The organism is Micromonospora sp. NPDC005324, from assembly GCF_040607155.1.
In the GTDB taxonomy this organism is placed as follows: domain Bacteria; phylum Actinomycetota; class Actinomycetes; order Mycobacteriales; family Micromonosporaceae; genus Micromonospora; species Micromonospora trifolii.
Map to the genome: position 1 here is coordinate 50,891 of NZ_JBEXGE010000029.1, position 12,635 is coordinate 63,525.

The window sequence follows — 12,635 nt, forward strand, 5'->3', positions numbered from 1 at the left end:
CCGGGGGTGGTGCGTCGGGCCTAGGTTGGCGGGATGACTGTGGTGTGGGTGGTGGTCGGGATCTTTGTGGTGGTGGCGGGTGTGGCGGTTGGCGTTGTCGTGCGGCGGGGGCGGATCCGAGAGGTTGGGGGTGACGACCTTCGGGCTGGGCGGGACGCTCGGGCGCGGCAGCAGCGGTACGAGGCCGAGCGGCATGGTGACCAGGGCGACACGTGGCAGCGCGACCGGGAGTCGGGCGGTTGAGCGACCCTACCGGCCGTACGAGCGGCGCAGTCGACCCGGGACCACCGGGCGTGAACCGTCCGACCACCTCGTGCGTGAATCGGTGATGGGCGTGGCGGTCGTATCGTCGGGGTACATCGCGGCGCGAGCACCGATGTCTGGGGAGGCACAGTGGGCGCACGGTTCGGACGCGACGCGCGGGGCCCGCTGGCGGGACTGCTGATCGCCGCCCTGGTCTCCCTCGCCTGCGCCGGTGGTGGGCTGGCCGAGCCGGAGGCCGAGCGCCCCGGGGCGAACCCGTCGGCCGCCTCGCCGGGGCCGAGCACCACCCGGGCCGACAGCACCACCAGCGTCGCCGAGTTCGAGCAGGACGTCGCCGACGCGCAGGCGGTCGCCGAGCGGTACTGGGCGGCCCAGTTCAAGGAGTCCGGGCAGCGGTTCCGACCGATCCGGCGGATCACCCCGTACCAGCGCGAGGGCGAGGTGTCCTGCGGCGGCCAGTCGTTGCCCCGCAACAACGCCGTCTACTGCTCGCAGGGCGACTTCATCGCGTACGACGTCGCCTGGTCGGTGGCGGCGTTCCGCCAGGTCGGCGACGCGTTCGTGTTCTACCTGCTCGGGCACGAGTACGCGCACGCCATCCAGGTGCGGCTCGGCATCAACTACAGCTTCACCATCCAGCAGGAGTTGCAGGCCGACTGCATGGCCGGGGCGTACCTCGGCGACTCGGTGCGCTCGGGTGCCCTGACCCTCGCCGAGGGCGACCTGGACGAGTTCCGGGAGGGGGTGGCGGCGGTCGGCGACGACCCGGACCAGCCGTGGTTCGCGGAAGGGGCGCACGGCACCGCCGAGCAGCGCACCGACATGTTCTTCCGGGGGTACGAGGGTTCGCTGGAGGAGTGCGACCTGGGCTGAACGGGGTTGCCCGGATCACCCTGGCGCCCGTTGCCGCCACCGGCCACGGAAGGTGCTGGCAGGATCGCCGGTGTCGGTCACGACCCTGGAGGTTCCGCTGAGCAGCCATCACCCCGCCGCTGTGCTCTTCGACATGGACGGCACGCTGGTCGACAGCGAGAAGCTGTGGGACGTCGCGTTGCAGGAACTCGCGAAGGAGTACGGCGGGGAACTCTCCCTCGACGCCCGCCAGTCGATCATCGGCACCGCCATGGCCGAGTCGATGCGCATCCTGCACGACGACCTGGGGCAACCCGAACGTGATCCGGAGATCAGCGCGGCGTGGATCAACGCCCGCATCCTGGAGTTGTTCCGTACCGGTCTGCCCTGGCGGCCGGGGGCGTTCGACCTGTTGCGCGCGGTCCGCGCGGCGGGGATCCCCACCGCGCTGGTCACCTCCAGCCCACGGGCGCTGGTCGAGGTCGCCCTCGACACCCTCGGTCGGGACAACTTCGACACTGTTGTCGCCGGCGACGAGGTGGTGGCGGCCAAGCCGCACCCCGAGCCCTACCTGACCGCGGCCCGGCTGCTGGGTGTGCCGATCGAGCGCTGCGTGGCGATCGAGGACTCGCCGACCGGCGTGGCCAGCGCGGTGGCCTCGGGCGCGGCGGTGCTGGCCGTACCGGCGGAGGTGGCGTTGCCGAGCACTGTCGGCGTACACCAGGTGGAGAGTCTGACCGGCGCGGACCTGGAGTTGCTCGCGGCGCTGCTGACCGATCGGGCCGCGGCCTGACGGACGCGGAAGGGGCCCCGCGACGGGGGCCCCTTCTGCGTCACGGCGTCAGTCGTGGGCGATGGCGCCCAGGACGTTGATCCGGGCCGCCCGGATGGCCGGGAGCACCGCGGCCACCACGCCGATGATGGCGGCGAGACCGAGGAAGACACCCATCTGCCCCCAGGGCAGGATCAGGTCGGTGATGCCCTCGTCCTTGAGGGCCTCGACCACCGCGGCGCCGAGGCCGGTGCCCACCACCACGCCGAGCAGAGCGCCGAACACCGAGATCACCACCGCCTCGACGGTGATCATGCCCATCGTCTGGCCGCGGCGCAGGCCGATGGCCCGCAGCAGACCCAGCTCGCGGGTCCGCTCCAGCACCGACAGGGCCAGGGTGTTGATGATGCCCAGAACGGCGATCACGATGGCCAGCGCGAGCAGGATCTGGATCATCGTGAGCAGCCCGTCGAGTGAGCTGGTCTGCTGCTTGATGAACGCGTCCCGGTCGGCCACCGACACCTCGGGGCTGTCCGCGAGCAACGCCTCGACCTGTGGCTGGACGTCGGACACCCGGGTGCCCGGGTCCAGCTGGATGAAGCCCTGGATGGGCTGCGGGATGGCGAAGTCCTTCGCCGCGGTCGCCGGCAGCGTCACCGGGTTGGTCAGCTGTGACGACTCGTAGATGCCGCTGATCGTGTAGGTGCGTGCCTCGCCCCGGGTCAGCTGCACGTTGACAGTGGAGCCCACCGACCAGCCACGGGACGTGGCCGTGTCCGAGCTGGCGAGCATCTGGGTCGGCCCGAGCCGATCGATGTCACCGGCTGTCGGCTTCGCGCCGAAGATCTGCCGCAGCGACGCGATGTCGCTGCTCGCCGCGACCCAGGTGCTCTCACCGTCGATCCGCCCCATGTCGCCGTACTCGCCGTCGACCAACCGCACACCGGGCACGGCCTTGGCCTTGTCCAGCACGCCCGGGTCGAAGGTCGGCGGACGCGGGCCGCCCTGCTGGCCGGCGATCACCAGCTCGGCCTTGATGGTGTCCTGGGCGAGCGCGCTGATGCTGCCCTTGGCCGAGTCGAGGATCACCGTGACGCCGGTGACCAGCGCGATGCCGACCATCAGCGCGGCGGCCGTGATCGCGGTACGACGTGGGTTGCGCCCGGAGTTGAGCCGACCCAGCTTGCCCGGCACCGACCAGGAGAAGATCGCGCCGAGCAGGCTCACCACCGGCCGGCTGATCAGCGGGGTCAGCAGCGCCACGCCGATGAAGGCGAACAGCACCCCACCGAGGATGGTCGACAACGTCTGACCGCCGGCGTTGCCGCTGAGCCCGAGGAACAGCAGCACCGCGCCGACGCCGGTGACCAGCGACCCGGCCACCGTGATCTTGGTCAACGGGCGGTCCGGGGTGGCCACGTCCTGCATGGCCGCGATCGGCGGGATCCGGGACGCCCGCAGCGCCGGCAGCAACGCCGCCACCACGGTGATCACCAGACCGACGGCGAACGAACCGATCACCGCAGCCGCCGGCACGCCGATCCCGGCCAGGGTGAGCCCACCGGCGAGCTTGCCGAACAGGAACGCCAGCAGCGCGCCCACCCCGATGCCGGCGGCGAGGCCGAGCACCGACGCGATCAACCCCACCGCGATGGCCTCCAGCACCACCGAACCGATGATCTGCCGGCCGCTGGCCCCGATGGCGCGCATCAGCGCCAACTCCCGGGTCCGCTGCGCAACGATGATCGAGAACGTGTTGAGGATCAGGAAGGTACCCACCAGCAGCGCCACAGCGGCGAAGCCGAGCAGGATCTTGTTGAAGAAGGACAGGCCCTCCTTCAGGCTGGCCGAGGCGTCCGCGGCCACCTGCTCGCCGGTCTTCACCTCGAAGTCCGCGCCCAGGGTGCGCGCCACGTCGTCGCGCAGCTTCTCGTCGGAGACCCCGCCGGCGGCCTGCACGGTGATGCTGCTGAACACGTCCGGCTCGCCCAGCATCAGCCGCTGCGCCACCGGCGTGGTGAAGAAGACCTCGTTGACCCCGCCGATCGAATCCCGGTCACCGCTGTAGCCGAAGACGCCGACCAGTGTGAAGTCCCGCTTCTTCGACTCGAACGCGGTCAGCACGCCGACCTTCTGGCCGACCTGCACCTTCGCGGCCGTTGCCAACGCCTTGTTGATGACGATCTCGTCCTCGGCCTGCGGCGCGCGCCCCTCACGCAGCTTCAGCAGCTCGCTCTCGCCGGTCCAGTTCTCGCCCAACTGCGGCGGGCCGAACGAGGTGACGACCTTGCCGTTGCTGCCGATCACCCGGGCGCCGTCGGCGTTGACCACGCCGGTCGCCGAGGCCGCCCCCGGCACCTGCTTCACCCGGTCCACCAGAGCGGCCGGCAGCGGGGCGACGGTCTGCTCGCCCTCCATCTCGTTGACCTGCACCTTCGGTTTCGCCGCGACGTTCACGTCGATCTCGGAGAAACCGTCGGCGAAGACCGAGTCGAAGGAGCGACCCAGCGTGTCGGTGAGCACGAACGCGCCGGAGACGAACATCACCCCGAGCACCACCGCCAGGCCGGACAGGATCAGCCGGACCTTACGGGCCAGCAGACTCTTCAGTGTCGCGCGGAACATCAGTTGCCCACCTCGGCCGCAGTGTCCAGCTTCTTCATGGTGTCCAGCACCGTCTCGGCGGTCGGCTCGATCAGCTCCGAGACGATCTCACCGTCGGCGAGGAAGACCACCCGGTCGGCGTACGCGGCTGCCGTCGGGTCGTGGGTCACCATCACGATGGTCTGGCCGTGCTCCCGCACCGAGTTACGCAGGAAGTTGAGCACCTCCGCGCCGGAGCGCGAGTCCAGGTTGCCGGTCGGCTCGTCCGCGAAGATCACCTCGGGGCGGGAGACCAGCGCCCGGGCGCACGCCACCCGCTGCTGCTGCCCACCGGAGAGCTGCGCCGGCCGGTGGTCCAGCCGGTCCGTCAGACCCACCGTCTCGATCACCGTGTCGTACCAGGCCGGGTCCGGCTTGCGCCCGGCGATCGACAGCGGCAGCAGGATGTTCTCCTTGGCGGTCAGCGTCGGCAGCAGGTTGAACTGCTGGAAGATGAAGCCCACCTTGTCGCGCCGCAGCTTCGTCAGCCCCGCGTCGCCCAGCCCGGTGACAGTCGTCTCACCGATCGACACCGTCCCCCGGGTCACCGAGTCCAGGCCTGCCAGGCAGTGCATCAACGTCGACTTACCGGAACCCGACGGGCCCATGATCGCGGTGAAGCGGCCACGTTCGAACTCCGCGCTGACCCCCCGCAGCGCGATGACCTGAGCCTCGCCGCTGCCGTACACCTTCCACACGTCGTTCGCCCGGGCCGCGGCCTGCGCCTGCTGGCCTACCGTCGCGGTCACGTCATCTACCTCTTCCGTCTGTCCGAAAATGCACGCCGCCCCCCGATGGTCCGGCGCGACTGTTCAATCATCGGTGCTGAGTACGCCCACCCCGTCCGACCCTGGGGGGACCCGGCGCGGATTTCCCGCTGCGGGTGCACCCCCATGCCGCATCAGGGTTGCCCCTGAGTCGACTGCCGGTCGACCGTTTTTTCCCACTGCGGCGGGCGGCAGCACCGACACTTGCACCTGACGCCACAGGAGGGTCAACCGAACCGAGCCATCTCCGGTCACGGTAGGTGACGGCGGCAACGGCAGCCGTCCCCCCATGGAGGGATCTTCGAGTACGCCGAGTGAGGTACCCGGGCCGGCGGAACTACGCCCGTGGGCGGACCAGACCCGACTCGTACGCCAGGACGACCGCCTGCACCCGGTCGCGTAGCCGCAGCTTGGTCAGCACATGCCCGACGTGCGTCTTGATGGTGGTCTCGCTCACCGACAGGACCGTCGCGATCTCGGCGTTGGACAGCCCTCGGGCGACCTGCACGAGCACCTCGCGCTCCCGGTCGGTGAGCGCTTTGAGCGTCGCTGACGGCGTCGCCGCCGGGTCGGGCAGGAGTTCGGCGAAGCGGTCCAGCAGTCGCCGCAGGATCCGGGGTGACACCACCGCGTCCCCGCCGGCGACCGTGCGGATCGCCGCGATCAGGTCCTCAGCCGGCACGTCCTTGGCCAGGAAACCGCTGGCGCCGGCCCGCAGCGCGCCCACCACGTACTCGTCCAGGTCGAAGGTGGTGAGCACCAGCACCCGTACCGGCAGTCGGGCGTCGACGATCGCCCGGGTCGCCGCCACCCCGTCCATCCGGGGCATCCGGATGTCCATCAGCACGACGTCGGGCAGCAGCCGGCGGGACAGGTCCACCGCCTCCACGCCGTCACCGGCCTCCGCCACCACGTCCAGGTCGCTCTCGGCGCCCAGCACCATCCGGAACCCGGTCCGCAACAGCGGCTGGTCGTCGGCGAGCAGGATCCGCACCGGCCGCGCCGAGGGCGCCTGGTCGCTCATCTCGTCTCCCGTCCCGCCGACGTCGTGGCGCGCACCGGTCATCCTCGCGCACCGGAGCCGGTGCGTCGCGGATCACCGTAGAGGCCGGCCGGTCGCCCTGTCCCGACCGTGGCGGCACCGCTGCGGTCGGGTCTTCGGCGTGCGGCGGCGTGCGGCAGGCGGTCCCGGCGGCCTGAATCGCCGCGTCGGGCGTACACGTCGGTCAGGAGGCCGTCACTCGTCGGCGCCCGGCGCCACCGGTGTGGACCGGGAGTCGCGCAGCGGGTCGGCGCTCGCCGCGGCGACCGGGAACGGCGGCGGGGTGCCGCCGAAGCTGGGACAGAGCGCCTGGTGGCTGCACCAGTCGCAGAGCCGGCTCGGCCGGGGCCGGAAATCCTGCCGGGCGGTGGCCTGCTCGATCGCCCGCCACAGCGCCACCACCGTGCGCTCGAAGCGGACCAGCTCGTCGGCGTCGGGGGTGTAGTCCAGCACCTCGGCGTCGCGGAGGTAGAGCAGCCGCAGCACCCGGGGGACCACCCCCCGGGTGCGCCACAGCACCAGGGCGTAGAACTTCAGCTGGAACAGCGCCCGTGCCTCGAACGCCTCCCGCGGAGCACCGCCGGTCTTGTAGTCGACCACCCGCAGCGCGCCGTCCGGCGCGACGTCGAGCCGGTCGAGGTAGCCCCGGATCAGCAACTCCTCGTCGACGACGGCGGAGATCAGGCTCTCGCGTTCGGCCGGCTCCAGTCGGGTCGGGTCCTCCACCGCGAAGTAACCCTGCAACAGCCCGGCGGCGGAGCGGAGGAACTCCACCGGGCCGGCCGGCTCCGCGCCGTCGAAGATCCCGGCCAGCTCCGGCTGCTCGGTGACCAGCCGGTCCCACTGGGGGGCCACCAGGTCGCCGGCCGCCTCCGGCGTGCGGCCGGTGGCCGGCAGGTCGAACAGGCGCTCCAGCACCGCGTGCACCAACGTGCCCCGGGCCTGCTCGATGGTGGTGCGCTCGGGCAGCCGGTCGATGCTGCGGAACCGGTAGAGCAGCGGGCAGGTCTTGAAATCCGCCGCCCGCGACGGGGACAGCGAGGCCCGCACCGTCGGCGGCGCCTGCGCCGGGGGGGAGGGCTGGGAGGTGGTGACCGATTCCGCCGTCATGTCGGCAAAGGTTAGGGCACCGGTGTGACACCGACCGCCGCCCGCCCCACACAGCGACGGTCCGTAGCATCGTGGCGATGGAGCAGACAACCAGGCCGCCGCGCCGACCAGACCGACGCCTCGGCCTGAACGTCGGCCGGGTGTTCGGGGTGCCGCTGCACCTCAACGGCTCCATGGTCCTGCTCGCGGTGCTCATCGCGGTGCTGTACGGCGAGTTCGCCCGCCGACAACTGGACCTGCCGCAGCTCAGCGGCTACCTGATCGGCTTCGGGTTCGTCGTGTCGCTGCTCGGCTCGGTGCTGCTGCACGAGCTGGGCCACGCCCTCACCGCCCGGCGGTACGGCATCGGTGTGCGCGGCATCACCCTGGAGCTGCTCGGTGGTTACACCGAGATGGACCGGGACGCCCCGTCGCCCCGCGTCGACCTGCTGGTCTCGCTGGCCGGCCCGGCGGTCTCCGCGGTCCTCGGCGTCCTGGCGGTGGCCGCCACGCTCGCCCTGCCCGAGGGGACCGTGGCGCACCAGCTCGCCTTCCAGCTCGCGGTCAGCAACGTCATCGTGGCGCTGTTCAACAGCCTGCCCGGGCTGCCGCTCGACGGCGGCCGGGCGCTGCGCGCCGCCGTGTGGGGGCTGACCCGTGACCGGCACCTCGGCACCGAGGTCGCCGGGTGGGCCGGCCGGGTCGTCGCCGTCGGCACCGCGGCCCTGGTCCTGCTGCTCACCGTCGAGCGGCGGCTGGCACCGCTGGCGCTGCCGCTGATGCTGCTGGTCGCCGTCACCCTCTGGCGTGGCGCCGGGCAGTCGATCCGGGCCGCCCGGGTCAGCCGCCGGTTCCCGCTGATCGACCTCGCCCGGCTGGCCCGTCCGGTCTGGCCGGTGGCCACCGGTACGCCGCTGGCCGAGGCCCAGCGTCGACGCGCCGAGAACGGGCAGTTCGGCGCCGCGCTGCTGGTGACCGACTCCACCGGTCGACCGGTGGCGCTGGTCGACCCGGTCGCCGCCGACGCGGTGCCGGTCGAGCGCCGACCGTGGTTGGCGGTGGACGCCGTCGCCCGGTCGCTGGGCACCCTTCCCACGTTGTCGGTCGGGTGGGACGGCGAGCGGGTGATGGAGGCCGTACAGACCCACCCGGGCGCACAGTACGTGGTGACGTCAGGCGAAGATGTCGTCGGCATTCTGCACATCGCGGACCTGGCACAGCTCCTCGAACCCAACCGGAAGATGACACCGTGACCGCAACTCCCTCCACCGTCGCCGCCGACCCCGCCAACCCGGCGCTGACACCCGTGCACCGAGGGCCGTTCCGGCCCGGCGACCGGGTCCAGCTGACCGACCCCAAGGGGCGGATGCACACAGTGACGCTGGAGCCCGGCAAGGAGTTCCACACCCACCGAGGCATCCTGGCGCACGACGCGCTGATCGGGCTCCCCGACGGCAGCGTGGTGACCACCTCCGGGGGCGGCACCGCGTTCCTGGCCCTGCGGCCACTCCTGTCGGACTACGTGCTGTCCATGCCGCGCGGCGCCCAGGTGATCTACCCGAAGGACTCCGCGCAGATCGTCGCGATGGGCGACATCTTCCCCGGCGCGAAGGTCCTCGAGGCCGGCGCCGGCTCCGGCGCGCTGAGCTGCTCCCTGCTTCGCGCCGTCGGCACCGAGGGCGAGCTGCACTCGTTCGAACTGCGCGACGACTTCGCCCAGATCGCCAAGCGCAACGTCGAGGCGTTCTTCAACGGGCCGCACCCCTCGTGGAACCTGCACGTCGGCGATGTCGCGCAGTGCCAGGAGACCGGCTTCGACCGGATCATCCTGGACATGCTGACCCCCTGGGAGACCCTCGACATGGTCGAGCGGGCGCTGGTGCCCGGTGGGGTCTTCATCGGCTACGTCGCCACCACACCGCAGCTCTCCGAGCTGGTGGAGGCGCTGCGCGAGCGCGGCGGCTGGACCGAGCCCCGGGCCTGGGAGTCGCTGGTGCGCGACTGGCACGCCGAGGGCCTCGCCGTCCGCCCGGACCACCGCATGATCGCGCACACCGCCTTCCTGGTGTCCGCGCGCAAGCTGGCCCCGGGGGTCACCGCTCCGCCGCGCCGGCGCAAGCCCAGCAAGGGCACCGAGGCGTACGCGCAGCGCCGCCAGGACCTGCGCGAGGCGGAGGCGGCCCGACAGGCCGCTGCCGCGCAGGCGGCCGACGCGCAACCCAACGGTGCGGGGGAGATGGACAGGCCGTGACCAACGAGCTGGGTGTCGGCAGCGCCGAGCAGGGGGAGACGCTGGCATGAGCCGACCGGGCTACGGCGGTGGAGACCTCCCCGCGGTCTTTCCCGACTGGTCGCCCTACCAGGATCTGGAGTCGGCGGCGCGGGCCTACCTGCGCGACCCGGACGTCGCCCTGGAGGCGCTCGGCGGCGTGCTGCGTGGCGCGTCGGTGCTCGGCTTCACCCTGGAACGCTTCGTCAACGAGGTCAACGGGGTGTGGCAGGAGGTGGTGATCTGCGACGGCAGCCGGCTCATCCTCTGGCACGGCGAGGACGTGCCGCCGGAGGAGGGCCCGCCGGGCTCGATGACCTCGTCGCTGCGGGTGGTGCCGGTCTCCACAGTCACCGAGGTGGGCTGCCGACGGCGGCTCAACCGTGCCGAGAGCGGCGAGATCCGGGTCGACAGCATCGACGTCTACCTGCTGCTCACGTCGTTGGACGAGGCGCCGCCGAGCGAGGAGATGGTCGGCACACCCCGGCACGACGCGCTGCGCTTCGGCAAGACCCTCGACGACGGCGGGGCCGGGCAGATCGCCCGGTTGGAGGAGTTCGCGCGGTTGGTCGCCTCGGTGGTCGGCCGGCCGATGCTCTGAGGCGTACCCCATTCTGGACCCGGCCGGGCCGCGCGGCCCGGCCGGTGGGTCAGTCTTCCTCGGCGTCCGGGCCGGCGACCTCGACGCCGTCGCCGCGCACCACGTGGATGCAGTCGCCCGGGCACTCCTTCGCGGAGTCGATCACCTCGAGTCGCAGGTGGGCGGGGACGTCGACCCGGCTGCCGGGCGCCATCCGCAGCTCACCGTCGACGCCCTTGACGTAGGCCAGGCCGTCGATGTCGAACTCGAACACCTCCGGCGCGTACTGCACGCAGAGCCCGTCGCCCGTGCAGAGGTCCTGGTCGACCCAGACCTGCAATTCGTCGGTCGCGACCTCGGCCACCTGTGCACCCCCCATGTTCTCCCGTGCCACGCTCCGACGGTACCCGAACGCCGGTAACGGCCCGTCAGGCCACCCTTGGCGATCAAGGTTCGGTGACGAGGGTGTTGCGTGGGACCGAATCGGCCTCATAGCGGCTAGTGTTAGGGCAGAACGTTCAAGCCCCCCGGGGAGGTGGGACGTGGCAGCACGTAGCGACGACGCGGACTCGCGCGCCGCACGGTGGGAGAAGGAAGCCCACGATCTCTCCACGCAGGTCGCGTTCCTGCAAGAGGAACTCGCCCTGGTGCGGCGCAAGTTGACCGAGAGCCCCCGACACGTCCGGCAGCTCGAAGAGCGGCTGGCGGCCACCCAGGCACAGTTGGCGCGGCTGACCGAGAACAACGACCGGCTGGTGAGCACCCTCAAGGAAGCTCGCACGCAGATCGTGACGCTCAAGGAGGAGATCGACCGGCTCGCGCAACCGCCGAGCGGTTACGGAGTCTTCCTGGCCAAGCACGAGGACGGCACTGTGGACGTCTTCACCGGTGGCCGCAAACTGCGGGTCGCGGTCTCGCCCTCGCTCGAGGTGGGTGACCTGCGGCGTGGCCAGGAGGTCCTGCTCAACGACGCGCTCAACATCGTCGACGCGTTCGGTTACGAGCGGGTTGGCGAAGTGGTGATGCTCAAGGAGATCCTGGAGGGGCCGAACGGCGGGCCGGGCGACCGGGCGCTGGTGGTCTCCCACTCCGACGAGGAGCGCATCGTGCACCTCGCCGAGACGCTCATCGGCTCGGCGATCCGGGCCGGCGACTCGCTCATGATCGAGCCCCGCTCGGCGTACGCGTACGAGCGGATCCCGAAGAGCGAGGTCGAGGAGCTGGTCCTGGAGGAGGTGCCCGACGTCGACTACGGCGACATCGGTGGCCTCCAGTCGCAGATCGAGCAGATCCGCGACGCTGTGGAGTTGCCGTTCCTGCACGCGGACCTGTTCCGTGAGCACCAGCTCCGCCCACCCAAGGGCATCCTGCTCTACGGCCCGCCCGGCTGCGGCAAGACGCTCATCGCCAAGGCGGTGGCCAATTCGCTGGCCAAGAAGATCGCCGAGCGGCAGGGCAAGGAGAAGCACACCAGCTTCTTCCTCAACATCAAGGGCCCGGAGCTGCTCAACAAGTACGTCGGTGAGACCGAGCGGCACATCCGGCTGATCTTCCAGCGCGCCCGGGAGAAGGCCGGCGAGGGCACGCCGGTGATCGTGTTCTTCGACGAGATGGACTCGATCTTCCGGACCCGCGGCTCCGGTGTCTCCTCCGACGTGGAGAACACCATCGTTCCGCAGCTGCTCAGCGAGATCGACGGCGTGGAGGGGCTGGAGAACGTCATCGTCATCGGCGCCTCCAACCGGGAAGACATGATCGACCCGGCGATCCTGCGCCCCGGTCGCCTCGACGTGAAGATCAAGATCGAGCGACCGGACGCCGAGGCGGCCAAGGACATCTTCTCCAAGTACATCCTTGCCGGGCTGCCCCTGCACCCGGACGACCTGGCCGAACACGGCACCGACCCCCAGGCGACCGTCGCGGCGATGATCGACGCCGTGGTGCTGCGGATGTACTCGGAAACCGAGGAGAACCGATTCCTCGAGGTCACCTACGCCAACGGTGACAAGGAAGTCCTCTACTTCAAGGACTTCAACTCCGGCGCGATGATCCAGAACATCGTCGACCGGAGCAAGAAGATGGCCATCAAGGAGTTCCTCACCTCGGGCCGCAAGGGGCTGCGCCTTCAGCACCTGCTCGACGCCTGCGTCGACGAGTTCCGCGAGAACGAAGACCTCCCCAACACCACCAACCCCGACGACTGGGCGCGCATCTCCGGCAAGAAGGGTGAGCGGATCGTCTACATCCGCACGCTCGTCTCCGGCGGGAAGGGCGCCGAGGCCGGCCGGTCCATCGAGACCGCCAGCAACACCGGTCAGTACCTGTAGGACCAGCGCCAACCGGGGCGACGCGTTTCG

General features: G+C 71.0%; 12 protein-coding genes. 7 read left to right on the forward strand and 5 right to left on the reverse strand.

Annotated elements, in window-relative coordinates; all coding sequences use genetic code 11:
* Nucleotides 1-33 precede the first annotated feature (33 nt).
* The 3 genes from ABZS40_RS26025 to ABZS40_RS26035 all read left to right on the forward strand — a co-directional run bounded on the left by ABZS40_RS26025 (nt 34) and on the right by ABZS40_RS26035 (nt 1,909).
* A complete protein-coding gene (locus ABZS40_RS26025) occupies nt 34-243 on the forward strand; it encodes a hypothetical protein (protein ID WP_354946120.1) in 210 nt (69 codons plus the stop codon).
* A gap of 150 nt (nt 244-393) precedes the next feature.
* Entirely contained in the window at nt 394-1,137 is a 744-nt protein-coding gene (locus ABZS40_RS26030; RefSeq protein WP_354946121.1) for a neutral zinc metallopeptidase, read from the forward strand.
* Nucleotides 1,138-1,258: 121 nt separating this feature from the next.
* Complete coding sequence (locus ABZS40_RS26035; RefSeq protein ID WP_354946154.1) at nt 1,259-1,909, forward strand: HAD family phosphatase; 651 nt, start codon at nt 1,259-1,261, stop codon at nt 1,907-1,909.
* A 48-nt stretch (nt 1,910-1,957) separates the two neighbouring features.
* Here ABZS40_RS26035 and ABZS40_RS26040 read toward each other — a convergent pair whose 3' ends face one another.
* From ABZS40_RS26040 to ABZS40_RS26055, 4 genes are all read right to left on the reverse strand, one after another.
* Nucleotides 1,958-4,513 (reverse strand): FtsX-like permease family protein, encoded by a 2,556-nt coding sequence (locus ABZS40_RS26040; RefSeq protein ID WP_354946122.1) that lies wholly within the window; start codon nt 4,511-4,513, stop codon nt 1,958-1,960.
* Complete coding sequence (locus ABZS40_RS26045; protein WP_354946123.1) at nt 4,513-5,280, reverse strand: ABC transporter ATP-binding protein; 768 nt, start codon at nt 5,278-5,280, stop codon at nt 4,513-4,515. The genes ABZS40_RS26040 and ABZS40_RS26045 overlap by 1 nt, the downstream gene beginning before the upstream one ends.
* A gap of 355 nt (nt 5,281-5,635) precedes the next feature.
* Nucleotides 5,636-6,322 carry a response regulator transcription factor gene (locus tag ABZS40_RS26050; protein ID WP_354946124.1) on the reverse strand — a complete coding sequence of 229 codons (687 nt, stop codon included), beginning with the start codon at nt 6,320-6,322 and terminating at the stop codon, nt 5,636-5,638.
* A gap of 213 nt (nt 6,323-6,535) precedes the next feature.
* The gene (locus ABZS40_RS26055; protein ID WP_354946125.1) at nt 6,536-7,450 is read right to left on the reverse strand and encodes a PD-(D/E)XK nuclease family protein; all 915 of its coding nucleotides are present in this window, start codon (nt 7,448-7,450) and stop codon (nt 6,536-6,538) included.
* Between the two features lie 77 nt (nt 7,451-7,527).
* Here ABZS40_RS26055 and ABZS40_RS26060 point away from each other — a divergent pair, with 77 nt between their 5' ends.
* The 3 genes from ABZS40_RS26060 to ABZS40_RS26070 are packed head-to-tail and all read left to right on the forward strand — an operon-like array spanning nt 7,528 to nt 10,299.
* Nucleotides 7,528-8,682, forward strand: coding sequence for a site-2 protease family protein (locus tag ABZS40_RS26060; protein WP_354946126.1), 1,155 nt, complete (start codon nt 7,528-7,530; stop codon nt 8,680-8,682).
* Nucleotides 8,683-8,726: 44 nt separating this feature from the next.
* Nucleotides 8,727-9,680 (forward strand): tRNA (adenine-N1)-methyltransferase, encoded by a 954-nt coding sequence (locus ABZS40_RS26065; protein ID WP_354946155.1) that lies wholly within the window; start codon nt 8,727-8,729, stop codon nt 9,678-9,680.
* A gap of 46 nt (nt 9,681-9,726) precedes the next feature.
* The gene (locus ABZS40_RS26070; protein ID WP_354946127.1) at nt 9,727-10,299 is read left to right on the forward strand and encodes a hypothetical protein; all 573 of its coding nucleotides are present in this window, start codon (nt 9,727-9,729) and stop codon (nt 10,297-10,299) included.
* A 49-nt stretch (nt 10,300-10,348) separates the two neighbouring features.
* Here ABZS40_RS26070 and ABZS40_RS26075 read toward each other — a convergent pair whose 3' ends face one another.
* A complete protein-coding gene (locus ABZS40_RS26075; RefSeq protein ID WP_091408893.1) occupies nt 10,349-10,642 on the reverse strand; it encodes a ferredoxin in 294 nt (97 codons plus the stop codon).
* Between the two features lie 178 nt (nt 10,643-10,820).
* Between ABZS40_RS26075 and arc the strand changes: the two genes are divergently transcribed.
* Nucleotides 10,821-12,605 carry a proteasome ATPase gene (arc, locus tag ABZS40_RS26080; RefSeq protein ID WP_354946128.1) on the forward strand — a complete coding sequence of 595 codons (1,785 nt, stop codon included), beginning with the start codon at nt 10,821-10,823 and terminating at the stop codon, nt 12,603-12,605.
* Nucleotides 12,606-12,635 lie beyond the last annotated feature (30 nt).